The sequence below is a fragment of the Lactococcus petauri genome (assembly GCF_002154895.1).
GTDB lineage: Bacteria > Bacillota > Bacilli > Lactobacillales > Streptococcaceae > Lactococcus > Lactococcus petauri.
Genome location: NZ_MUIZ01000001.1, coordinates 443249 through 469395 on the forward strand (window position 1 = coordinate 443249; position 26147 = coordinate 469395).

General features: G+C 39.4%; 18 protein-coding genes. 3 read left to right on the plus strand and 15 right to left on the minus strand.

The window, feature by feature from the left end:
- Positions 1-20: 20 nt before the first annotated feature.
- From sufU to BZZ03_RS02325, 6 genes are all read right to left on the minus strand, one after another.
- Positions 21-476, minus strand: a complete 456-nt coding sequence (sufU, locus tag BZZ03_RS02300; protein WP_019292403.1) for a Fe-S cluster assembly sulfur transfer protein SufU — start codon at positions 474-476, stop codon at positions 21-23.
- Between the two features lie 23 nt (positions 477-499).
- Positions 500-1711 (minus strand): cysteine desulfurase, encoded by a 1212-nt coding sequence (locus BZZ03_RS02305; RefSeq protein ID WP_019292404.1) that lies wholly within the window; start codon positions 1709-1711, stop codon positions 500-502.
- Positions 1711-2967 (minus strand): Fe-S cluster assembly protein SufD, encoded by a 1257-nt coding sequence (gene sufD, locus BZZ03_RS02310; protein WP_019292405.1) that lies wholly within the window; start codon positions 2965-2967, stop codon positions 1711-1713. Before sufD ends, BZZ03_RS02305 begins: the two co-directional genes overlap by 1 nt.
- Positions 2968-3038: 71 nt before the next feature.
- Positions 3039-3809, minus strand: coding sequence for a Fe-S cluster assembly ATPase SufC (gene sufC / locus BZZ03_RS02315; RefSeq protein WP_017368843.1), 771 nt, complete (start codon positions 3807-3809; stop codon positions 3039-3041).
- A 77-nt stretch (positions 3810-3886) separates the two neighbouring features.
- Complete coding sequence (locus BZZ03_RS02320) at positions 3887-5143, minus strand: glycosyltransferase family 4 protein (protein WP_019292407.1); 1257 nt, start codon at positions 5141-5143, stop codon at positions 3887-3889.
- 3 nt (positions 5144-5146) lie between these two features.
- Positions 5147-5830: an adaptor protein MecA gene (locus BZZ03_RS02325; protein WP_019292408.1), complete on the minus strand. Its 684-nt coding sequence runs from the start codon at positions 5828-5830 to the stop codon at positions 5147-5149.
- A 246-nt stretch (positions 5831-6076) separates the two neighbouring features.
- Between BZZ03_RS02325 and BZZ03_RS02330 the strand changes: the two genes are divergently transcribed.
- On the plus strand, positions 6077-6985 hold the full coding sequence (locus BZZ03_RS02330; RefSeq protein WP_019292409.1) for a diacylglycerol/lipid kinase family protein: 909 nt from the start codon (positions 6077-6079) through the stop codon (positions 6983-6985).
- 91 nt (positions 6986-7076) lie between these two features.
- Here BZZ03_RS02330 and rpoC read toward each other — a convergent pair whose 3' ends face one another.
- The 7 genes from rpoC to BZZ03_RS02365 all read right to left on the minus strand — a co-directional run bounded on the left by rpoC (position 7077) and on the right by BZZ03_RS02365 (position 20097).
- Positions 7077-10724 carry a DNA-directed RNA polymerase subunit beta' gene (gene rpoC, locus BZZ03_RS02335; RefSeq protein ID WP_019292410.1) on the minus strand — a complete coding sequence of 1216 codons (3648 nt, stop codon included), beginning with the start codon at positions 10722-10724 and terminating at the stop codon, positions 7077-7079.
- A gap of 319 nt (positions 10725-11043) precedes the next feature.
- Positions 11044-14634, minus strand: a complete 3591-nt coding sequence (gene rpoB / locus BZZ03_RS02340; protein ID WP_040086615.1) for a DNA-directed RNA polymerase subunit beta — start codon at positions 14632-14634, stop codon at positions 11044-11046.
- A 283-nt stretch (positions 14635-14917) separates the two neighbouring features.
- A complete protein-coding gene (locus BZZ03_RS02345; protein WP_086582306.1) occupies positions 14918-15229 on the minus strand; it encodes an MGMT family protein in 312 nt (103 codons plus the stop codon).
- Complete coding sequence (pepO, locus tag BZZ03_RS02350) at positions 15223-17106, minus strand: endopeptidase PepO (RefSeq protein ID WP_086582308.1); 1884 nt, start codon at positions 17104-17106, stop codon at positions 15223-15225. The genes BZZ03_RS02345 and pepO overlap by 7 nt, the downstream gene beginning before the upstream one ends.
- 95 nt (positions 17107-17201) lie before the next feature.
- A complete protein-coding gene (locus BZZ03_RS02355) occupies positions 17202-18920 on the minus strand; it encodes a putative polysaccharide biosynthesis protein (protein WP_019293339.1) in 1719 nt (572 codons plus the stop codon).
- A 113-nt stretch (positions 18921-19033) separates the two neighbouring features.
- Positions 19034-19588 (minus strand): hypothetical protein, encoded by a 555-nt coding sequence (locus tag BZZ03_RS02360; protein ID WP_086582310.1) that lies wholly within the window; start codon positions 19586-19588, stop codon positions 19034-19036.
- Between the two features lie 8 nt (positions 19589-19596).
- Entirely contained in the window at positions 19597-20097 is a 501-nt protein-coding gene (locus tag BZZ03_RS02365) for a hypothetical protein (protein ID WP_086582312.1), read from the minus strand.
- A 280-nt stretch (positions 20098-20377) separates the two neighbouring features.
- Between BZZ03_RS02365 and BZZ03_RS02370 the strand changes: the two genes are divergently transcribed.
- Both BZZ03_RS02370 and BZZ03_RS02375 read left to right on the plus strand, forming a co-directional pair.
- The gene (locus BZZ03_RS02370; RefSeq protein ID WP_086582313.1) at positions 20378-21256 is read left to right on the plus strand and encodes a helix-turn-helix domain-containing protein; all 879 of its coding nucleotides are present in this window, start codon (positions 20378-20380) and stop codon (positions 21254-21256) included.
- A 193-nt stretch (positions 21257-21449) separates the two neighbouring features.
- On the plus strand, positions 21450-22901 hold the full coding sequence (locus tag BZZ03_RS02375) for a UDP-N-acetylmuramoyl-L-alanyl-D-glutamate--L-lysine ligase (protein ID WP_086582315.1): 1452 nt from the start codon (positions 21450-21452) through the stop codon (positions 22899-22901).
- A 61-nt stretch (positions 22902-22962) separates the two neighbouring features.
- Here BZZ03_RS02375 and yjeM read toward each other — a convergent pair whose 3' ends face one another.
- Both yjeM and pepT read right to left on the minus strand, forming a co-directional pair.
- Entirely contained in the window at positions 22963-24564 is a 1602-nt protein-coding gene (gene yjeM / locus BZZ03_RS02380) for a glutamate/gamma-aminobutyrate family transporter YjeM (RefSeq protein ID WP_019292419.1), read from the minus strand.
- A gap of 341 nt (positions 24565-24905) precedes the next feature.
- The gene (gene pepT, locus BZZ03_RS02385) at positions 24906-26147 is read right to left on the minus strand and encodes a peptidase T (RefSeq protein WP_019292420.1); all 1242 of its coding nucleotides are present in this window, start codon (positions 26145-26147) and stop codon (positions 24906-24908) included.

The following is a 26147-nucleotide window of genomic DNA, read 5'->3' on the forward strand; positions in this document are numbered from 1 at the left end:
TTCCTCTCTTTATTTGCATTTTAGTGAGATTCAGATACAGTCGCGGTACCATCTGTCTCAATCGCTTTTTTCAGGGCATTCCAGGCTAACGTTGAACATTTTACTCGCTGCGGAAATTTCGACACTCCTGCAAGGAATTGTGCATCTCCTAAACGCTCCTGCGCTTCTTCAACGTGTCCTGTCACCATTTCTGAAAAAATCTTTGCCAATTCCAAAGCTTCGGCTTTTGTCTTGCCAATCACAGCTTCCGTCATCATTGAGGCAGATGCTGTTGAAATTGTACAACCGTGCCCGCTAAAGGCAATATCGCTAATCTTATCTTCTGTAAACGCAACAGTCAAGCGAATGACATCTCCACAGGTTGGATTATTTAAATCAACAACACAAGCCTGTTGTAATTCACCTGCATGACGTGGCGCAGAAGAGTGATCAAGAATTACTGCACGGTATAAATTATCTAATTTTGAAAGTGCCATTCTTTTTCTCCGTTTTTTTAATACTATAAGCCGAAAAACTCTTTTGTCTTCAAAAGAGCATCCACCAGTTTATCGCAGTCTGCTTTTGTATTATAAATATAAAAACTTGCGCGTGCTGTTGACGCTTGACCAAGATAATTAAGCAAAGGCTGTGCGCAATGATGTCCAGCTCGTACAGCCACACCTTCCATATCCAAAGCTGTCGCCAAATCATGAGGATGAAGTCCTCGGATATTAAAGGCAATCACACCACTGCGCTCTTCAACAGCTTCTGGACCATAAACTTCCAAACCTTCAATCGCTTTTAGTTTAGGCATCACATAAGCTACAAGCTCTTGCTCATACCGATGAATATTGTCCATTCCTATTGCTTCAAGGTAGTCAATAGCTGCCCCGAGTGCGATAGCTCCCGCAATATTTGGTGTGCCCGCTTCAAACTTCCATGGCAACTCCGTCCATGTCGAGTGACTTTCATAAACGAAGTCAATCATTTCTCCACCAAATTCGATAGGATTCATTTGATTAAGCAAAGTCTCTTTTCCATAAAGAACACCAATTCCTGTTGGACCACACATTTTATGCCCCGAAAAAGCAAAGAAATCTACATCCAACTCTTGGACATTAATTTTCATATGCGGAACAGACTGCGCACCATCAACGACAAAATAGGCACCGTGATGATGAACTAACTCAGCAATTTCCTTAATCGGAGTGATTGAACCTAGGACATTTGAGGCATGTGTTAAGCTTACAAATTTTGTTCTGGTCGTCAGCTTTTCTTTTAAGTCATCAACATCTAAAGCACCGTCTTTCAGATAGACAATTTTTAGAATTGCTCCCGTTTTTTCGGCAACTTGTTGCCAAGGGACAAAGTTTGAGTGGTGCTCCGCAACGGAAATAATAATCTCATCACCTGCTGTTAAGGTTTGCTCCGCAAATTTTGAGACCCAGTTTAAACTCGTTGTTGTTCCACGAGTGAACAATACTTCTTTCGTAGATGCAGCATGAATAAACTTTCGAACCTTTTCACGTGCTGCCTCATAATCTGCAGTTGCACGCTCTGCAAGGGTATGAACCCCACGATGAACATTGGCATTATCATGCTCATAATAGTTTGTCAAAACATCCAACACCTGCTGTGGCTTTTGAGTGGTGGCTGCATTGTCCAAGTAGACTAATGGTTCGTCATTAACTTTTTGATTAAGAATTTTAAAGTCTTTTGTTAAGTCAATCATTAGATTGCCAACTTTCTCTCGATAATTGAGATAAATTCATCACGAACGGCTTTAATTGGAATTTCAGTTACAACTGCACCGAGGAAACCTCGAATAACAAGACGTTTGGCTGTTGTTTCATCTAAGCCTCGACTCATAAGGTAGTACATATCCTCAGGATCAACCTGACCAATAGAAGCTGCGTGTCCTGCAGTTACGTCATTTTCCTCAATGAGCAAAATAGGATTGGCATCACTACGAGCACGATCTGAAAGCATCAATACTCGGCTTTCTTGTTGCGCATCCGCCCCTTTAGCCCCGCGCATGATTTGACCAATTCCATTAAAAGTTAATGTGCCTCGATCAAGAATAACACCATGTTGCAAGATATGCCCTACTGAATTACGGCCAAAGTTTGTCACACGAGTATCAATCCCTTGGATTTGTTTACCCATAGATAATCCAACAACTTTGATTTGTGAGTGGCTTCCATCACCTTTTAAATCGCTGTCAAAATCACAAATAACATTGCCATCATTCATTGTTCCGATAGACCAATCAATTGTAGCATTATTTGCTAAATGCCCGCGACGACTGATATAAGCTGTGACATGTTCTCCTAAACGATCAATAGCCGCAAATTTCACTTGCGCACCTTCAAGGGCAATAACTTCGATAGAAAGATTACCTGTGACCTTAACGTTGCCATCACCGATACTTTCCAAACGTTCCAAATAATCAAGCTTACTGTTACGACCAGCAATAATTAAGATGTGTTTATTGAAAGGCAAATCTGACTCAGAATCCTGATAGAACTTTGCTTCTACAGGCACGTCAATTTCAACATTGTCCGGAATATAAAGAACCGCGCCAGAGTTGAAACTGGCAACATTGCTTGCTGCTAAACGATCTTCTGTATAACTCACAGCTTTGCCGAAATAAGTTTCGACTATCTCAGGAATTTCTTCCATCGCTGAAGCAAAATCAGTGAAAACAACACCTTTTTCAGCCAAATCTGGACGCATTTGCTCCATAACATTTTGGCTGCCTACTTGTACCAAAAGTGGGTGATTTGGTAATTCTGTAAAGCTTGGAACGTTTCCACTTGGCTCAGAATCCCCTATTTCTGTATTATCCAAACCCCAACGATTGAATTTCACACGCTCAATATTGGGCATCTCTAACCCTGTCATAGCCTCAAAGGCGGTTTGACGAAGCTCTGATAACCAGTTTGGTTCAGCATGCATGAGCGAGAAATTTTTTATTTTTTCATTCATTTAATTGTATCTCCATGATGTATTTGGTGATGTATGACTTTCTGTCCCTTAACACCTCATACGACCTCAACCTATGCTTCTTCCTTATATTCAATCCCTAATTCTTCAGAGATTTTAGCATATCCTTCTTTTTCAAGACGTTTCGCAAGTTCGGCTCCACCTGTCATAACAACGCGGCCTTCCATCATGATGTGAACGACATCTGGGGTAATATAGTCGAGTAAACGTTGATAGTGGGTGATGATAAGGGCACCAAAACTATCGCCACGCATAGCGTTCACGCCTTTTGAGACTACTTTAAGCGCATCGATGTCAAGCCCAGAGTCAATTTCATCCAAAATAGCAAAAGTTGGTTCTAACATCAAGAGTTGGAGGATTTCATTACGTTTCTTCTCCCCACCAGAGAAGCCTTCATTGAGGTAACGCTCTGCCATCTCTTCTTTCATGTTAAGTAATTCCATATTTTTATCCAATTTTTTAATGAAATCCATAACAGAAATTTTGTCATCTTCTGCACGTTTAGCATTAATGGCTGCACGCATAAATTCAGCGTTTGTAATTCCTGGAATTTCAGAAGGGTACTGCATCGCAAGGAATAATCCAAGGCGAGCGCGTTCATCGACTTCTAATTCAAGGACATTTTCACCATCAAATAGAATTTCTCCTTCAGTGACTGTGTAACTTGGATTTCCCATAATTGCTGCTGACAAGGTTGATTTCCCTGTACCGTTTGGACCCATGATTGCATGTACTTCATTGGTATTAATAGTAAGGTTTACACCTTTAAGGATTTCTTTGTCTTCAATGCTCACATGAAGATTTTTAATTTCTAAAGTTGCCATTCTAACTCCTTCAATTCATAAGTAAAATATCTTTTACACTTCACCCTCCATTATAACAAAAAAAACAGACGAAAAGCTCATTTCCGTTCTGTTTTGTCGTGTTTATATTTTCTTTTATGTTTCTTACTTATAACTTGCTCTCGATACTCCGAACTGCCAATGAACCTCAAAACATTTAGGAAAGGTTGACGGTCTTTGCCAAGTATACCGACCAAGTCAATAAACAGCCCCAGTCCAAGCAGCAAAGCAATAATTAAGAATATACCACCGATCCGGCTGGAAACTTGTAGGATTAAGGAAATAAAGGCAAAAATTCCAGCTATGCCATAAATAACTAATACAGCGCCTCGATGAGTGAAGCCAATGTACATCAAACGGTGGTGCAGGTGCATTTTATCCGCACTAGAAATTCTTTGATTATTCAGTTTTCGCCGTACCATTGCCACGATTGTATCTGTTAATGGAACACCTAAAATCAAAAGTGGTGTTAGAACAGCTACTGCCGTTGCATTTTTTAAACCTTGCAGGGACACAACCGATATCATAAATCCCAAAAACAGTGCGCCAGTATCTCCTAGATAGATAATCGCTGGATGATAGTTATAGGGGAAGAAGCCCATAATGGCGGCAACCAAGGTAAAAATGGTGATAGGCAAGAAGATACTTGAACCTGGTAAAAAGAAGTAAGACACAATCCCCATGGTAAAGAGTGAAATCACGGAGACACCACTGGCTAAACCATCTAAGCCATCGATCAGATTAACCGCATTTGTAATCGACACAATCCAAAAAACGGTAAAAATAAAGGATAACCAAGCGGGGAACTCAAGAAAAGGACCACCGAAAGGGATTTTAAGATTGTCAAAGCGTGCATGGGTAAAAAACCATGTGATTGAAGCAGCGAGAAGCAACCCAGCCATCTTCATCTTAGGGGAGATTTCTTTGATGTCGTCAATCAATCCCGTCAGAACAACAATACCACCTGCTACAATAAAAGGTGCAATGTAGTTGATATAAGTCACAAAATGAGGCTTAATTCCTTCCGCCAACTGTTTGGGGCTCATTAGGGGAAGTTGTGGGTAAACGATCATCGGGAGGATAAAAAGTGTCGCAATTGCAAAGGATGCAAAAATAGCTAGTCCCCCTGCCGAGGGCATTATTTTAGTATTGACACGTCGCTTATTAGGCTTGTCTACAGCTCCAATTCGGCGTGAAACAAAGGTCATTAATGGGGTGAAAATCAAGGACATTCCAAATGTCACGAAGAGCACAATGAAGAACTCTACTGTGAAGGGAATCCCCTTAATTGGGATTTCTTTTATGGTATCTATCATATCTTAAATTTTTGAGAGAACTTCCAAAGCACGCGTATTGATTAGTATCTCGCCGTATTCTTGTAGTGTTTCGCGACTGTTGATCGTTTCCTGTCCGTATTCTAACATTCGGGCACGCATCGAACTTACTGCTGTCTTTCCTTTTGACTTTTGATTGTCCAAAATAATCAAATAAAACTTATCTTCATAGCTATAAAGTTCAGATTCCTCTGCATCAATTTTAACATTTTTTACTGCTGTCAAAAGTTGAGACATGTTTTCAAATTCTAGAGAATAGAAGACAAAATCTGGATCTGGTTTATTTTCTACTTTTGTTTCTTTTGTTTCAGTTGTACTTGTATCTGCCATTGTTCCGCCATTTTGTTTTAAATCTTCCACACGTCCAAAGAAATCCGTCATAAGCTGCTCAAATTCTTCGGGATCATCTGGGAGATTATTGGGATCAATATCGATATTTTCTTCAGTAACAATAATATTCACCCCTTTAGGGAAAGGTTGAATTTGGAAAGTTAAAAGTCCTGATGAGAACCTTTCCTCAAGTCCTAGTTCTTCTACTAATTCATAAAAAAGATTTTCAACCATTGACTGGTTCGTAAAAAAATCAGAGAGTTTGACATCATGATCAACCAAATCTTGAAAGGTTAGGCTAATCTTTATCGTTTTTTCGTTTATTTCTTCATATTGCATATTTTTAACCTATTATTCTTCATTAACCTGCATGAGAACCATAACTTTTAGTTTTCATTGCAGAAATATTTTTACTTATATTTAACTGTTTCTTCTAATTATAACATATAAAAGGCTGTTCGCGTTTTTTGCCATTCACTCGAAAACTTTCTTTTTTTACTTTGTTACTCTTACGAAATTTTTTGTATCATTGGAAATTGTTATGTTATTTACCTCTAAAATATATTTTTTTGATAAAATAGTTCTATGATTTATTACATTCTTGCCAATCCCAATGCTGGTTCACGCAAAGGGGAGCGTTCATTGAAACTTTTATTACCCTATCTCGAAAAAGAGGGCCTCTCTTACAAACTCTTTGCGACCGAACATACTGGGCAAGAAGCAGCTTTTATCCAAAAAATCTTGGAAGAGAAATCAGCAGAGGACCGGCTTGTCATCTTAGGTGGTGATGGTACCATTTCTTTGGCTCTCAATGCTTTACCTGATAATCTGTCCTTTGGTTACATTCCTTCTGGTTCAGGTAATGATTTTGCCCGCAGTTTGGGGCTTTCTTTTGATCCTATCCAAGCCTTCGAAAATATTCGCCAAGATAAGACCAAAGACTTTTATGTTATCCATTATAAATCGCAATCGTTTTCTGGCTACGCGCTCAATAATGTAGGAATCGGTTTAGATGCAGCCATTGTCAAAGCAACTAACAGTGGACGCATGAAAAGCATACTTAATGCACTCAAATTAGGCAGGCTTTCTTACTTTCTGACTGCCCTTCATGTTTTATTTAGCAAAAAACCGTTTGAGCTTAGCGTTTATAACATGAAAAATGCTTTTAAGTTTGATAATGCCTTTCTCTTGACCTTTACTAAGCATCCCTATTTTGGCGGTGGTATTCAAATTGCACCTGAAGCGACTAATCTTAGCCAAGAAATTCATTTGGTTGAGTTGGACAGATACAGTATCCCGAAAATATTTTCGTTAATTCCTAGTCTGCTTAAGGGAAAACATTTAGACAATAACCTTTTCCATCATAGTGTTTCCACAGCAGCTGCAGTAACATCGCAGTCCGTTCAACCCGTTCAAATCGATGGAGAGTCTTTTACTATCCAAGCCAATGACACTTTGACTCTAACTTCTGAAAAAAGAAAGATTATTTGTTAATAATAAAACGGAAGACTATCCTTTCAATAAGAGTTCATCTTCCGCTTTTCTTTTACAAAAAATAGCGATATAATCATCGCTATTTTTTATTTTATTTTACTTCTTCAATTTCAGTTTCTGAAACAGTGACTTCAGGAGCATTTGACAAATCTGACAATGGCTCAAGATTACGGTAACGGAACATACCTGTACCGGCAGGAATAATCTTACCGATAATGACATTTTCCTTAAGACCAAGTAAGTGGTCTTCTTTACCATGGATTGCAGCATCAGTCAAGACACGTGTCGTTTCTTGGAAGGATGCAGCAGACAAGAATGAATTTGTTTCCAATGATGCTTTGGTAATACCCATAAGAACAGGACGTGCTGTCGCTGGTGTTTTACCTGAAAGGAGAGCTTCTTCATTGATTTTTTCAAAGTCAGAAATATCCATAAGTCCACCAGGCAAGATATCAACATCACCAGTATCCATTACGCGGACTTTACGAAGCATTTGGCGAACCATAACCTCGATGTGTTTATCCCCAATTTCAACCCCTTGTGAACGGTAAGTTTTTTGAACTTCACCGAGCAAGTAAGTTTCAACAGATAAAGCATCACGTACTTGGAGCAAGTGCTTAGGTTCAATTGAACCTTGGATCAATTGGTGACCACGGTGGATAAATTCACCTTCTTCAACCATAAGTACATCAGCCATTGATACTGTATATGAACGTGTATCTGTTTTACCTTTGACTGTGATTTCACGTGTACGTGTCGCAGCATCTTCAACAATAGATTCAACCGTACCAGTAACTTCGGTAATGATTGCTTCCCCTTTAGGGTTACGTGCTTCAAAGATTTCTTGTACACGAGGCAAACCTTGAGTGATATCTGAGCTTGACGCAACACCACCCGTGTGGAATGTACGCATTGTCAACTGTGTACCAGGTTCACCGATTGATTGAGCGGCGATTGTACCAACAGCTTCACCAACTTCAACGGCTTCACCTGTTGCCAAGTTTTTACCGTAACAGTGTTTACATACACCATGTGGTGTTTTACATGTAAATACTGAACGAATTGTAACTTCTTTGATACCTGCAGCAACGATTTGCTTCGCGATATCTTCTGTAATCAATTGATCATCGCCAATAATTACTTCACCAGTTTCTGGATGTACAACTGTTTTACGTGTGTAACGTCCTTCAAGACGTTCAACCAACGGTTCTACCATTTCTTTACCAGTGGCAATATCAGAAATCAAGAGTCCACGGTCTGTACCACAATCCACTTCACGGATGATAACATCTTGAGCAACGTCAACCAAACGACGTGTAAGATAACCAGAATCGGCAGTCTTAAGGGCTGTATCGGTCATACCTTTACGCGCACCGTGAGTTGAGAAGAACATTTCCAAGACAGAAAGACCTTCACGGAAGTTAGAAATGATAGGCAATTCCATGATACGACCATTAGGAGCAGCCATCAAACCACGCATACCGGCCAATTGTGAGAAGTTGGAAATGTTACCACGGGCACCAGAGTCCATCATCATAACGATTGGGTTAGTCAAATCTTGTTCTTCAATCAAGCGTTTTTCAAGTGTATCTTTTGCACCACGCCAAACATCAGTAACCGCATTGTAGCGCTCATCATCAGTAATCAAACCACGACGGAATTGTTTAGTGATTTGTTCTACACGTTTGTGTGCAGCACCAATGATTTCTGCTTTTTCAGGAACCACTGGGATATCCGCAATACCAACTGTTAAACCAGCCAATGTTGATTGGTGGTAACCTAAGTTCTTGAGCAAGTCAAGGAACTCAGAAGTTGTTGTTGTGCGGTAACGTTTGAAGACTTCAGCGATAATATTACCCAAGTGTTTTTTCTTGAATGGCAATACTGTATCAATTTCAGCTAAACGTTTATGGATATCTTCACCAGGTTCCATGAAGAAACGGTCATCCGTTTGAGTTGTGATGTTCTCATCGGTATTTTCATTCAAGTAAGGCATACCTTCTGGATAAATTTCATTTCCTTCAGGCATAATTGAGTTGAACATTACTTTACCGACAGTTGTAATCAAGATTTTACCTTTTTGGAATTCTGTCCAAGGTTTATTCATTGATTGTGTTGCAATACCGATACGTGTATGCAAGTGAACATATCCGTTACGCATTGCAATTTCAACTTCTTCAGGATTAGAGAAGATCATACCTTCTCCTTCACGTCCTTTTGCTTCCATTGTCAAGTAGTAGTTACCCAAGACCATATCTTGAGAAGGTGTAACGACTGGTTTACCATCTTTAGGGTTAAGGATGTGTTCAGCAGCAAGCATAAGCAAACGTGCTTCGGCTTGCGCTTCTTCTGACAATGGCACGTGAATCGCCATTTGGTCACCGTCAAAGTCGGCATTGTAGGCTTCACAAGCCAGCGGGTGCAAACGCATTGCACGTCCATCAATAAGTACTGGCTCGAACGCTTGAATACCTAAGCGGTGAAGCGTCGGTGCGCGGTTAAGAAGAACAGGGTGTTCTTTAACAACTTCTTCAAGGACATCCCAAACTTCAGCATCTTGGCGTTCAACTTTACGTTTAGCCGCACGGATGTTGGCAGCCATTTCACGTTTAACCAATTCGGACATTACGAATGGTTTGAAGAGTTCGATAGCCATTTCACGTGGGACACCACATTGGTACATTTTAAGTGTTGGACCAACTGCAATAACTGAACGACCTGAGTAGTCAACACGTTTACCCAACAAGTTTTGACGGAAACGCCCTTGTTTACCTTTCAGCATATGGCTGAGAGATTTAAGCGGACGATTACCGGCACCTGTGATTGGACGACCACGACGACCGTTGTCAATCAATGTATCAACAGCTTCTTGCAACATACGTTTTTCATTTTGGACGATAATATTAGGGGCGTTAAGTTCCATCAAACGTTTCAAACGATTGTTACGGTTGATAACACGACGATAAAGGTCATTCAAATCAGATGTGGCAAAACGTCCACCATCCAATTGAACCATTGGACGAAGATCTGGTGGAATAACTGGAAGCACATTAAGTACCATCCAAGCTAATTTGTTACCAGATTTTTTGAAGGCTGTTAATACGTCTAAACGACGAATGATTTTCACACGACGTTGTCCGCTAACATTTTTCAATTCTTCTTTAAGTTCAGCAACTTCTGCATCAATATCAACATCGTTAAGCAAATCTTGGATAGCTTCAGCACCCATTTTCGCAACAAATGAACCAAAACCATTTTTCAAAAGTTGTTCACGATATTCACGCTCTGTCAAAAGTTGTTTCTTTTCAAGATCTGTTTCCTTAGGATCAATAACGACATAACTTGCGAAGTAAATAACTTCTTCAAGAGCACGTGGGCTCATATCAAGTGCAAGCCCCATACGTGATGGAATCCCTTTGAAATACCAGATGTGTGAAGTTGGTGCTGCCAACTCGATGTGTCCCATACGTTCACGACGTGATTTAGCTGTCGTTACTTGAACACCACAGAGTTCGCAGACTTGGTTTTTGTAGAAAACGCCTTTAAGCTTACCACAAGCACATTCCCAGTCCTTTTGTGGACCAAAGATACGCTCATCGAAGAGACCTTCGCGTTCAGGTTTTTGCGTACGATAGTTGATGGTTTCTGGTTTTTTGACTTCACCAAATGACCAGTAACGAATTTTTTGTGGAGATGCGATACCAATTCGCATGCTCTCAAATTTATTTACATCGACCAATGTTTTCTCCACTTTCTTTGTATTTATTTCTTTTCTGTTGAATGTTTGGCTCTTGACAAACATTTCTGTGAAGCCCGCTAGCTGTATCTTTTAAAACACAATCTTGCCCGAAAATCTTCAATCTAACGGATCAAAGCTCATGTGATAGGCAGCAATGTAGAACTTATTTTTAAAATAGAAGTTATCCATCCAAATACAGTTCTACATTACCGCCTAGCACACTTGCACAGCGGTTTACCTTAAAAGGTTTTTATCTTAAATTTATTACGAAAAGCTATTTCTTATTCCTAATAAACTTCTTGTTCACAGAAAAGAACAATTATTTTTCTTCTTTTGCTTCGCTAATCAATGCTTGTTCAGTTTCCACTGCTTCAGTAACAATTTGCTCCTGAGCTTCAAGCATTTCTGGCGTAATGTCAATATTTTCTTGACGAACTTCGATTTCATCATCAAGTTCACGAAGGTCAAGGACATTTTTCTCACCATCAAGGACTTTAAGATCCATACCAAGTGCTTGCAATTCTTTTACAAGGACACGGAATGATTCAGGAAGACCTGGTTTAGGAATACGTTCACCCTTAACGATAGCTTCATAAGCACGTGTACGTCCAATAACATCATCTGACTTGTAAGTCAAAATTTCTTGGAGAACATTTGCCGCACCATAAGCTTCAAGGGCCCAAACTTCCATTTCCCCGAAACGTTGTCCACCGAACTGTGCTTTACCACCGAGCGGTTGTTGTGTAACGAGTGAGTAAGGACCAACACTACGTGCGTGAAGTTTATCATCAACCATGTGGTGAAGTTTGATCATGTACATGACACCGACAGAGATACGGTTATCAAAAGCTTCACCTGTACGTCCATCATAAAGTACTGTTTTGGCATCATCAGCCATTCCAGCTTCCTTAACGGTATTCCAGATATCTTCATCACTTGCACCATCGAAGACCGGTGATGCAATGTGAATACCCAATGTACGTGCAGCCATACCTAAGTGAAGTTCCATAACTTGTCCGATATTCATACGAGAAGGGACACCCAATGGATTCAACATGATATCGATTGGTGTACCATCTGGCAAGTAAGGCATATCCTCTACAGGAACGATATTTGAAACGACACCTTTGTTACCGTGACGTCCGGCCATCTTATCCCCAACGTGGATTTTACGTTTTTGTGAGATGAAGACACGAACCAACTTGTTCACACCTGATGGCAATTCATCACCGTTTTCACGTGTGAATACACGTACATCGTGAACGATACCGCCACCACCGTGAGGAACACGGAGTGATGTATCACGAACTTCACGTGCTTTTTCACCAAAGATAGCACGAAGAAGACGTTCTTCAGGTGTAGGATCAGTTTCACCTTTTGGTGTTACTTTACCAACGAGCAAGTCTCCATCTTCAACCTCAGCACCAATACGGATAATACCGTCTTCGTCCAAGTTTTTAAGGGCTTCATCACCAATATTTGGAATTTCGCGCGTAATTTCTTCAGGGCCAAGCTTTGTATCACGTGTTTCTGATTCATACTCTTCGATAGCAATAGATGTATAAACGTCATCTTTAATCAAACGTTCAGACATGATAATGGCATCCTCGAAGTTATAACCTTCCCAAGTCATATAAGCAACGAGTGGGTTTTGGCCAAGCGCCATTTCCCCATTTTCCATTGATGGTCCATCACCAATGATGTCGCCCGCTTCAACTTTATCACCAAGTTCAGCAAGTGGACGTTGGTTATATGAAGTTCCTGAGTTTGAACGACGGTACTTCATGATGTTATAGATATCAAGTTCACCTGATGTACGGCGTACACGGATTTCGTCAGCATCTACATACTCAACAGTACCATCATGTTTAGCGATTACAGCAGCACCTGAATCACGTGCTGTTTGATGTTCCATACCTGTACCAATCCAAGGTGCATGTGGATCAATCAATGGAACGGCTTGACGTTGCATGTTGGCACCCATAAGGGCACGGTTGGAGTCATCGTTTTCCAAGAAAGGAATACAAGCAGCTGCTACGGCGATAACCTGTTTAGGAGAAACGTCCATATAGTCTGCCGTTGAAGCATCAACTTCAATATTGTTACCAACGTGACGGGCCATTACTGTTTCGTTGACAAATTTGTTGTCATCAGTCAATGGTGAGTTAGCTTGGGCAACAGTGTAGTTATCCTCTTCGTCAGCTGTTAAATACTCTACTTCATCCGTAACTGTTCCCGTTGCACGATCAATACGACGGTATGGTGACATAATGAAACCATATTCATTGATTTTGGCATAAGAAGACAAGTTATTGATCAACCCGATATTTGGACCCTCAGGTGTTTCAATCGGACACATACGGCCATAGTGAGTGTAGTGAACGTCACGTACTTCATATGAAGCACGGTCACGTGAGATACCACCAGGACCTAAGGCAGAGAAACGACGTTTGTGTGAAAGCTCTGACAAAGGATTGTGTTGGTCCATAAATTGTGACAACTGTGAAGAACCAAAGAATTCTTTAATGGCAGCAGTTACAGGACGGATGTTAATCAATCCTTGAGGTGTCATATTTTCATTTTCAGAAGATGACATACGTTCACGGATAACACGTTCCATACGTGAAAGACCGATACGGACTTGGTTTTGAAGCAATTCACCAACTGAACGGATACGACGGTTTCCTAAGTGGTCGATATCGTCTACTTTACCAATACCTTCAGAAAGACCTAACCAGTAGTTAATGTTAGCAATCACATCTGCTGGCATCAACACACGATTTTCTGCAGGAATTTGACCATTAGAAATCAATGTCACGACACGTTCTGGATCTTTTGGAGAGTAAACTTTCAATGTTTGAAGTTCAATTGGCTCAGGAATAACAGCATCGTCAGATGGTTGATAAACTGTTGTATTGAGACCATTATCCAAAAGGTTTTCGATAGAATCTAAAACATCACGTGTTACAAGAGTATCAGATTCAACGAGAATTTCACCTGTTTCAGGATCAACGATTGGCTCTGCCAAAGTCAAACCGAGAATACGGTTTTTAAGCGCAAGCTTTTTATTAAATTTATAACGACCTACAGGTGCAAAGTCGTAACGACGTGGGTCGAAGAAACGTGCAATTAAAAGTCCACGAGAGCTGTCCGCTGTTTTAGGTTCACCAGGACGGAGGCGGTCATAGATGTCTTTAAGCGCTTCTTCAACACGTGTGTCTGATGGGTTTTTGTGAACATCTTTGCCCAATGTTGTATTGAGGAGTTCACTTGGTCCCATAAGTTCAAGGATTTCATCGTCACTACCAAAACCAAGAGCACGCAACATTGTTGTAAATGTTAACTTACGTGTACGGTCAATACGTACATAACCAACACCTTTAGCGTCTGTATCTAATTCAAACCACGCACCACGGTTAGGAATAGTTGTATGACCATAAGATTCCAAACCGTTTTTATCTGTTTTAAGGTGGAAGTATGAACCTGGGCTACGTACCAACTGGCTGACGATCAAACGTTCAGAACCGTTGTTGATGAATGTACCCATTTCAGTCATAAGTGGGAAATCACCGAAGAAAACTTCTTGTGTTTTCAATTCGCCTGTTTCTTTATTTACAAGGCGGAAAGTCACATGAATCGGTGCAGAATAGTTTGCATCGTGAGCACGGGCTTCATCCACAGTGTATTTAGGGGCTTTCATTTCATATCCAACAAATTCAAGCTCCATTGTGCCCGCAAAGTTGTCAATTGGAAACATTTCTTTGAAGACGTTAGCCAAACCTTCGTCAAGGAAGTTTTGATAACTTGCTGTTTGAACTTCGATCAAGTTCGGCAAACCAATTACTTCTTTGATTCGTGAAAAACTGCGTCTTGTACGGTGTTTACCGTATTTTACGTCATGTCCTGCCAAGTTGATTCTCCTCATTCTATTTTTCCAGTTTTTCTGGATGTGTTATACAAGATTTGTCGTTTTTAAGTTTCTTATGAAAAATTCTGAAAAGTCAGTAGTTTGTCTTTTTCATTACTTTTTAGATTTTTTACAGTTCAGAAACGGCAAAAAAGCAACGAAAACTTGACGTTTCGTTGCTTACAAAACCCGTGGGGACAATATTTCCCACAGAATTTGTCGACAAACCATTACCCTATATTATATCATTTATCGACTGTCTTTACAAGGTCTAAATGCCCTTGAATTACTTTTCTTTCAGCTTAACTTTACCTCTATCCGTCACTTCAACACCTTCTAATTTTAACAAACGAATTTGTTCTAGACGCCCTTCACCGTGCATCCCTATAGTGCCATCTGATCTGATGATTCGCCACCAAGGTAAGTGATGGCTTTCCGATAGACCGTGAAGCGCTCTGGCGACTTGCCGCGCACCATTTATAAGGCCTGCCCGTAGTGCAATATCTCTGTATGAACTCACTTGTCCATAGGGTACCGCTTTGATTTCCTTAAGTATCCGCTGCGTTTCCGGCTTAAGCTCTTCAAAGTCCTTTACCATATTTTCACACGTTGGTCAGGCGTGCGATACATCCCGTCGCTTTCTTGCACCTCAAAAGTCTGATAAAATTCTTCTAAGTTTGTCGGTGGAATATTGGCGCGCAACTTCGCTGGGGCATGAACATCCATTGAAAGAAGCATTTGCTGGAATTCCATGCTGGCTTTCATACGCCAAATTTTCCCCCATTGGCTAAAGAAATCTGTAAGATTAACATCCTCTTCTTTTTGCGCAGCAGTCATCGCTGCCGTGATTCCTCCTTGATCGGCAATATTTTCTGAAACAATCAACTTGCCGTTTGCTGGACCAGCTTCAGTTGCTCGTCCATCAAAAGCTGCAATCATTTCTTCTTGTTTCTTCTCAAAAGCTTCATAGTCTTCGTCTGTCCACCATTTATTGAGATTGCCATACTTGTCAAACTGTGCTCCATTATTGTCAAAAGCATGTGAAATTTCATGGGCAATTACTGCACCAATACCACCGTAATTTTGACTAGCTGACTGTTCAAGACTGTAGAAAGGTGCCTGTAAGATAGCTGCTGGAAAAACAATCGTATTGCTGTCGGGACTATAATAAGCATTAACCATATGAGCCGGCATATGCCACAAGCTCTTATCAACTTCTTCGCTAAATTTTTCATAGTGACGTGCAGTGAGTAATTCATCAAAATGACAGGCATCTTCGTAGAGAGTTCCATTTCCAACTTTAAAACGACTATATATTTCTGGAAGTTTGTCCGGGTAGCCTATGAACACAGTAATTGCACTCAATTTTTCAATAGCCTTATCAATCGTTGCACGACTGAGCCATTCATTTTTATCTAAGCGTTCTTGATAAACTTTAATCATCTCAGAAGTCATGTGCTTAACGTCTAATTTAGCTTCTTCTCCAAAATATTTTAGACCGTAATAAAGGCCAATCACTTGACTGAAATAACTCTCCGTTATATCGAGTTGATGTTTTTCTTGACTCCTTGCCTCGGATACATTCGATAAAAAACGTCCATATGCAGACCCTAAAAGTCGTAATTCATCTGAAAGTAAACCGGTTGCCTTACGCGCGATTTTCACCAACATCCACGCTTTAATTAAAGGCCAGTTTTCTTCGTTGATGATATGGTCAAAAGAGTCATAAAAACGATTTTCAAAGACAACGATTTTCTCCGGTTCAGTGCTAACCAAACCCTTAATAAATGAGTCAAAATCTATATTTTTAAAATGTCCTACAAACTCCTTAAAAGGAATCGGATTATAAAGCTCCGCATATTTAGCCCACTCTTCCGCAGTATTTGCTGATTCCACCAAAAGGCCATCAAAAGCCACTGCTTTAGCCGCGATTTCTTGGGCATCTTTTTGCCCAAAATGCTCTAATATTTCTTTGGAATTTTCCTGCCAAAAACTCAAAAGTTCAGCTTTACGAGGATGACTTTCCTCATAGTAAGTAGTGTCAGGCAAAATAAGCCCAGGACCAGTGAAGCCTAGAGAATGGTGCACTGCATCTTTCATATCTGCATCAACGCTGATTGAGAAAGGTAATGGGGCTTGAGAATGAAAAATCAAATCAAGTAAATGCGTACGAAAATCTTCGAATGAGTTAAGATTTGTTACCTTATCCATCTCTCTAATAACGGCCGAGAAATCGTTTTTATTACGACTTTTCCAATCTCCTGCCTTATTGTAAAACTTTATAGCCTCTAGCAGTTCAGGATTATCTTCTGGAAGTTCCGCAGACATGCGCTGCAAATCGGCTGTTAAGTTTTTTTCATTTTCCAATACCAATTCGTCAAAAGCAGAGATACGAGGTTTATCAGCTGGTATCTGTACCTGTTCAAGCCATTCGGCATTTACTGTTGCAAATAAATCATCTTGTATTCGTGTCATTATAACCTCCTGAAAACGTTTTTTATATTATAACATAAAAGAAAAAGCAAACTTCCGAACAGCTCTGCATTCTGAAATTCGCTTTATCTATTTTTTTAAATATGAAGTTTTTGACGAAGTCTTGTGCCTCGGCTCCCCATTAATTTTTCAAGTAAGCCAGCTTTGGCTGCAATATAAATGTAGGTGAAGAATCCACCGCCACCAGCCACAGCTACCACGAGCAAGGCTTTGAAATGACCTGGAGAAAGTGGCATCAAAATCAACGAAATCAACCCATAAAGAACCAGAGTCACAACGGCCATAATAGCCGTAATAATTGAGATTCCAATAATTCCTTTCAAAGTACTCTTAACTCGGAAACCCGTAACTTCATGAATTTTGCGAATAATAATCCATGTGCCATATCCAAAAGCAATAGTTGTTGCCACAAGCGGACCATAAGAGTGGAAAATCATAATTGACGGCACTTGCAAAATCAATTTGATCACTAAAGTAATAATGAAGTAACGCATCGCTACTTTAGAATAATGCAAAGCTTGCAAGATTGGGGCAACCATCGTGTACAAAGCCAGCAAGAAGCTTTGGAGGACAGCCCATATAAACAGTGCAAGCTGCAAGCTATTTACTGAACCATAAAAAAGTGTATAGATTGGTGCAGCTAAAATTGTCATGCCTAGGACCGCAGGCAACATAAAGGCCACAAACAGTTGAAAATCGTAAGAAATCAAATGCGCTGTTTCTTTATAATTCTTCTTAACAAAGTTAGAGGCAATAAGTGGCAGAGCCACAGCTCCTAAAGTCATCGCTTCACCAATGAGAATCATTGTCAACTTGTCGGTATTAGCAGAAAAGTATGAGAAGAAAACTAAAAGCTGTGTATCACTATAGTCAGATACCCACCGCATGACCGTAACAAAGGTCGCTTGGTCCACAATTTTAAAAATTTGAATAGCTGAGCCAATAACGACAAACGGAATAGCTTGATAGATGGTTTGTGAAAGCAGGCGCCAAGCACTAATTTTTGTAATACTTGGGCCTGGGTTAATAATCTTGCCAAGCATATTGTTTTTGATCAAATACCAGAGCAAGACAGCACATGAGCCCAACATACCGATAAAGGCTGCTGTTGTGGATTGGACAACTGCTTGTGTCCAATCTCCACCTGAGAAGCCAAGCTTCATAATCATAAACGTAAATACTAACATCCAAATTACACGGACAACTTGTTCATAAATTTGGCTCAAAGCTATCGGCTTCATATCATTAAGCCCTTGGAAATATCCTCGAATGACTGACATGGCCGGGAAAATCAGAATGGCGAGCGAAAGCGAGCGCATCACCTCTGTTAGGTTTTCTCCTCCACCTGACATAGCTGCTAATGCGGGCGCACCGATATACATCACACCAGCTGCTACAATACCAAGCCCAACCATAAAAATAAAGATATGACGAACTAAACGATTGCTTAGATTTTCATCTCCCATCGCATTATAATGGGCTACCTCACGCGCAATAGCTACAGGAAGACCTGCAGTTGAAATCAAGAGAAAGAGCGCATAAATATTATACCCCATTGAAAAAAGGGCATTGGCTTCATTATTGTGTTCTCCCATCCACGCAAACCACGGAATGATGTAAATCGCACCCAGAAGACGTGATAAAATATCCGCTAAAGTAAACCACAAGGTCCCGCGCATCATTGTATCCTGCTGTGCTGCTTTATTGTCTCGAATCTCTTTACGCTTGGTTTCCGCATCCATTTGCTGGAGCTTTTCTTCCATGCTGAGATTATCAGTCATTTCTGTACTATTCATTTTTCTATTTTACCATGAAGTAGGGATTTTTGACAATAAAAGTTTATAACACTCCTTGGACAAAATAAGTTCTATTTCGAACTACAAATTCTAGATGGATGAGTTTAGTTCCTTTATTTACTAGAACCGTGAGATATAATTAACTTGAAATTCCAGAACGTTTGACATAAAAGTAGCACAGAAAAAAATGTCACGGTATAAAAATTAAAATAAGTTATAAGCAGGATGAAAGCTAAGCCCAGAAGTCCTCTAAAAAAATGCTCCTTTATCTGTCGTTGGATATACATTAACTTTAAGATGCGCATACTGATAAAATAAGCCCGGATTACCGTATTCATCATTATTAAGAAGACCGTTGCCAAGACTACAGTTAAATTCATGGACGAAGCTACAGTAAAAAAAGATAGAGCCATCAGGTAAGAAAGAGCCTGAATTTTTGGCAGTTGTTTTTTGTAATAGCTTAGCTCCACTGTTCTTTCCATGAATGCCACGTTTTGGAAGATGAATATACCAATGTAATTCAGAATGAAACTGCTCTGAATTACCGCAAGAAACCCTAAAAGTGAATCAAAATCCGTGAATACACTTTCCTCTGAAACAAAGATGAGAAAACTACCACCAAGGAAAACCAGAGCGCTAAAAATATAAGTTTGGTTATTTTTATTCATAAGGATGATTAATAAAAAAGTCGGAAATTTCCCATTGTATAGATAGCTGCTCCTGCTGAAACACCAATAACAGCGCCAACGGCCCAGTTCCAAGCTGCAACTGTTGTTATTTTAGCCGCAATGACTCTATAGCTATAGACATATACGCCACGCGCGATAGCCTTAATTTGTGTCCAACCAAACCCTACCGCAGTTAAAGCCCTGCGCATCCCTGCTGAACGATGCCACAAGCCTTCCAAATTCCTTCCGACCATTCGGATAGAAAAAGCACGCGGTGCCAATAATGGCACATTTTGACTTGCCATCAATTCTTTTTCTTTTTGTTGTAAAAAAGCCAAGTCAGACTCGTCAAATGTAATCTGTTCAAGCGAATCCCAATTTTCACTTTGTTGTTGACTTGCTTGAATATCATTCGCTTGTACTAGCCCTGTCACAGACGGTCCAACTGTCGAAAATAAGAGAGTGAGCGCAATCATACCAACTATCCCTTTTTTAGTTTGTCTTTTCATTAAATTTTCCTTCCTGTGATTATGATTTTTTATGTGTGAATTTTTCAGCAAAGATACGAATAATACTTGAAGAACTTGATTAACCCTATCCATTTATATCGCTTATAGTTAGTCTATAACAACATTACAGCTAAAAACAGTTATAACTTAGGCTTAAATTACTATATATTGACAGCTCTTTGTCGACCTAGTTTATAGAAAAATTGCCATAAATAAGCTTTTTCTTGCTCTTTTACCACAGTTTCAAAACATAAAGATATTAAAAATATAGGAGTCTTTTATGAAAAAAACACTGCCCATCGGAGAAATATATCGTTATTTTCGTACCTCTAAAAATTTCGCCCTTAAGGAAGCGGCGAAGGACTGCATCTCCACTTCCCAACTTTCTAATTTTGAAAATGGACGCAGTTATGTTTCTTGCATTGTTTTGCTCTATCTCTTGAATAATATAAATGTAGCACCTCACGAATTTTTCCATCATCTTAATACCCAACTCAATCCTTTGGACTGGTTTGAAGAACGTGATATGGCTCATCTAAACAGTAATACGCTCCATCTTCAAAAAATTATCCAAAAATATGAAAAATCACTTATACAAAGCTCATCTTCCACTCAAAGATTAAACTTGGATAAATTTCGCTTAGAGGCAACCATGAAGCAGATAGATCCCCATTATCACCTCTCTTCTAAAAGTCTTACTGTCATTAAACACTACTTAATTAACATCAAAATATGGGGCGAATATGAATTTGATTTATTGAGTGACATAGCTGGATTTCTAGACTTAGGTACCTTATCAAAGTTTAGCCATAAAATACTCAAAACAGCACGATGCAGAAACATTCATCCTCTTACCCAAAAAGCTCAAATAAAAACTGGAATAACCTTCCTCAAGATTTTTATTAAAAATAGACAGAAATATTTAGCAGAAGAGTTACTTGATTTTATTGCTTCTTTAAACATTCCAGAAATCGATCTTTTTGAAAGAGTAAATTTCATATACCAAAAAGCGCATTTTGAAGTGGTTTTTGGAGATACGAGCGCTATAGAAACAATGAAAAAATGTCTATATATTTTTGAACGATGTGAATCCTATCAAATTGCTCTGAAACTTGAACAGGAAATTAAAAGCTTAGAGACTGTAGTAAAAGCAAGATAAACACTTCTTATAACACTATCCTCTCTTGTTCACGAAAACATGAAGCGGTTATCAAGTTACAAAAATATAGGTGAAAATGGTATAATTAAGCCTACGTATAAGAAAAAAGCACCTATCCACATTTAAGTGAAGTGCCTTATAATTTAGCTCTCTTCCGGAGTTAAATGGTATAAATAAAGGAGGCAGAAAACCCATGCTCAAAATACAAGATGTTTTAGAAATTCTGAAAAAAGACGAAAACTTTCACGAGATTGTCTTTAAAAAGGAATATTACTATAACTGGGAAGAAGATTTCACCTTCGATCAATTAAGCTATGATAGCCGAAACACTTCTGCATCAACCCTATTTTTTGCGAAAGGTCTAAATTTTAAAGCAGAATATCTAGAAAACATAGCAGCACCTTTCTACATTTCTGAAATAGATTATGAAGTGGAAATACCTGCAATCATTGTTTCAAATGTTAAGCGTGCAATGAGTCTCTTAGCTCAATCATTTTATGATTATCCACAAAATGAACTCCAAATATTAGCTTTGACCGGAACAAAAGGAAAAACAACTTCTGCTTACTTCGCTAAATCAATCTTAGATGAAATGAACGGACAAAAAACAGCTTTGCTTTCTACAGCAGAAACAACTCTTGATGGGAAAAATTTCTTCAAATCTGAGTTAACTACACCCGAAAGTCTTGACTTACTCAAAATGATGCGCCAAGCTGTGGATAATGGAATGACACACCTTGTGATGGAAGTAAGCTCACAAGCTTATAAGACTGAACGTGTCTATGCTATTAACTTCGATGTTGGCGTCTTCCTTAATATCTCTCCCGATCACATCGGACCTGTAGAACATCCTACACTTGAAGATTATTTTTACTGCAAGCGACAACTTTTACATCATTCCGGTTACTTTGTAGCCAACAGCGAAATGACCCATTTTAATGTCATTAAGCAAGAGTTAGCAGATCTTAAAATCCCGCATGATTTTTACGGTGAAAAATCTGACAATCAAATCATCGAATCTCATGCACACGATTTTACAACAAGCGGTAAAATAGCTGACCATTTTGACATTCGTTTACTTGGAAAATTTAACCAAGAAAACGCCTTAGCAACAGCTTTAGCAACCCAACATCTAGGAGCCACAATCGAACAAATTAAAAACGGCTTAGCAAAAGCCGTAGTACCTGGACGCATGGAGATGTTAACTACAAAAAAAGGTGCAAGAATTTATGTCGATTACGCCCATAACGGTATTAGTTTGCAAAACTTAGTGTCTGTTGTTGAACCTCATCATAACGGTAAAATCGTCTTGGTTTTAGGAGCTACGGGTAATAAAGGTGAAAGTCGTCGTAAGGATTTTGGCCAAGTTATCGAAGCACACGAACGCTTAGAAGTCATTCTCACTCAAGATGATTCTAACCACGAAGATCCTAAAGCCATTGCTGATGAAATCGCAAGTTATGTTTCACGCTCCTGTGATTTTGAAGCAGATCGTGCAGAGGCTATAAAACAAGCCATTCAACGTGTGACAGATCAAAATGATGCTGTTATTATTGCTGGAAAGGGTGCAGACAAGTTCCAGTTAGTCAATGATAAACGGGAACCTTATCCTGGTGATAGAGCCGTAGCTGAACAATTTATTTAAAAATTGCCTCATCGGCATTTTTATGTTTTGGAATAAAAAAAGCAGCCTAAGCTGCTCTTTTTTATTTGGCATTATGTAATTCATCTTCAGAAAGTTCTGTTAATGAGGCATATTCTGCAGGGTAACGTTTTTTGTAGCGATTCATCATAAAGAAGGCTACCAAACCAAAGATAACTGGACCAGCAATCATTGATACAACTGTTTGGATTGTATCTCCAAGGACTGCAGAGCGTTCAGCAACTGGCAAAGCAAAGTAATCTGTGATAGGTTGGATTACTGTGAAGGCATTTGCAAAAGCAACAACAAGAAATGTTACCGTTACAGCCGCCATCGCTACACCTTTAGATTTATAAAGCGTAAATGGTTTTTCAATATTATCATTGAGTTTGAATTTTGCATAGGCAATAACGATAAAGAGGTAAGGCAATGTCATCGCAACGTTGGCCATGTTTGTCAAGATTGCAAAGAATTTCGCTGCTGCTTCTGCACCACCACCAAGGTTGATGAGCATGTTCAGCAAGATGATAACAAAGACAATTACGAATTGGATAACCATGGCAAATTTTGGCATACCTGATTCTTTATCAAGTTGTCCATAGCGACCAGGCCAAAGTTTATCTGGTGTACCAGAAATAATTTGTTTAACTGGGCTGTAGATCAATGTAAAGAAAGCACCCATTAATGAAAGCAACATTGCAAGACCCATGTAACGGGCAAGAATTGAACCGATAACTACCGCACCTGAATGACTCATACCAAAAGCAGCACCAAGCGCTTCACCAAGGTATTGCATTGTTACATAACCTGCATTACCAAGGTTAATTGTTCCAGCTTTTACGCCTTCGTAAAATGCACCGCCTGTTTGGTAATTCATGAAGAAACCAACACAGAGAATCATTACAGAATAACCGATTGCAATGATAAGCGCTGACGTTACAACACCACGAGGAAAGTTTTTCTCAGGTTGGTCTGTTTCATCAACCAAACCACCAACTGCTTCAACACCACCATAAGCAAAGATAGCAAATACCATAAAGGCAATAAAGCCAATTGCAGAACTGTTATTGAAGTTAGGGTTAAGGCTGGTTACAAAAGCTTCAGCAGTAATTGGCGTTGTTGGATGTCCATTAAGAATAAGGACTAAGAGTGCGCAAATCAAGAGAATCGCATTCAATGAAAGAACAGCAATACCACCAAGTGTAGCGAATTTTTTGACTGCATCCAAACCACGAAGTGCAAAGAAAGTGATTGCAGCAACCCAAATCATAGCAATGATTGAGAGAATCCATGGATCTGGCACATGAAGCGAGTTACCAAAAATCATGTTTGTGATGGGTACCATGATACCATTTGAAACGTTGACCATCCATACCAAATATGAAGCGTACCACATAAATGTTCCGACGAAGGCGAAAGTTGGACCAACTGCTTTCTCCATCCAAGAATAGATCCCACCTTTTTCTTCTTTGAAAGCTGAACCAAGTTCAGTTACCATGAAGGCAAAGGGCAGGAAGAAGAATAATCCACCCACGATATACCATGGAATTGCAGCATAACCCATCATGTAGAATGCACGTGGGATGTTGTTAAATCCATATACTGATGTGAAGATCATCAGGCATAAGCCGACAAGAGAAAGTTTCCCTTTTGCTTTATCAGACATCAAATGTCCTCCTTTTTTTATAATCAGATTGACTGATTGAAAATATTTGTAAATCAAGTAACTTAAAGTACTTGTATAATTACCATAAGTAAAGGCGAGTGGGAAGTTTGACCAGAACTCTCAACAGTGAATTATATTGTCTTTTATAAAAGATAGAATAGAACAATCATAACTAGAATTCGTTATAATTGTGCGACAATTCTAAGAAAAACCTAAAACAGGTCGCCCAAAGGCGACTTGTTTATTGGTTTATTTAATTAAGAAAAATAAATTCTCTCGAAAAAATCACTGTTGGAAAGCTATTCCTCCCAACCTTAAGAACTATTTTAGCTTATTATGCTTTATTTTTCAACTTTATTATTGAGTTTAAGCATTTCGAGCAGTACATCTACTGCTTTTTCCATAGTTTGTAAGCTTACAAACTCAAAACGACCGTGCATGTTTTCACCACCAGCAAAGATGTTCGGTGTTGGCAAGCCCATAAATGAAATCTTAGAACCATCTGTCCCACCGCGAACAGGTTCGATTTTTGGCTCGATATCCAAGTTTTTCATTGCTTCTTCGGCTAAATCAATGATTGACATGTCTTTCTCAATAACTTGAGCCATGTTGTAATATTGATCTTTGATTGTGGCTTTTACGCGTTCAGAGCCAAGTTCAGCATTCATTTTATCAGCAATTTCTTGCATCAAGGCTTTGCGCTCATTAAATTTATCTTCTGCATGGTCACGAATAATATATTGTGCGCGTGCTTCTTCGACAGTTCCATCTAATTTCAAAAGGTGGAAGAAACCTTCACGTCCTTCTGTTTTTTCGGGACGATCAAATTCTGGCAATTGCGCATGGTAATCCATTGCTAATTGCAGAGCGTTAACCATTGTATTTTTGGCTGTACCTGGGTGAACATTTTTACCTTGAAACTCTAAAACAGCACCGGCAGCTGAGAATGTTTCGTATTCCAATTCACCAAGGGGTCCACCGTCAACTGTATAAGCAAAGTCAACATTGAAATCTTCAACATCAAAACGGTCAGCCCCTGTACCGATTTCTTCGTCTGGACCAAAACCAATACGGATTTCACCATGTTCAAAATCAGGATTGATATTGATTAAATAATCAGCCAAAGTCATGATTTCAGCAATCCCCGACTTGTCATCAGCACCCAAAAGTGTTGTACCATCTGTATGAATCAAAGTTTGACCTTTGTAGTTTTTCAAGTTTGGGAATTCTGCTGGATCAAGACTGAAACCAGAATCACCAAGTTTAATCACAGACTCTCCATCATAGTTTTCAAGAATTTGCGGATTGATACCTTCTGCATTAAAGTCTGCTGTATCCATGTGAGAAATCAGACCGATTTTACGGACATTTTTGTCTGTAGTTGCTGGGATAGTCCCTACAACATAACCGTTTGATTCAAGATAGTGTACATCTTGAATACCAATTTCGCGCATCTCATCTGCCATTTTATGAGCAAAATCAACAAGAGCAGGAACAGATGGTACAGTTGTTGAATTTTCATCTGAACGTGTGTTTACTTTAACATAATCAAGGAAACGGGGTAACAATTTTTCGTATTTCAT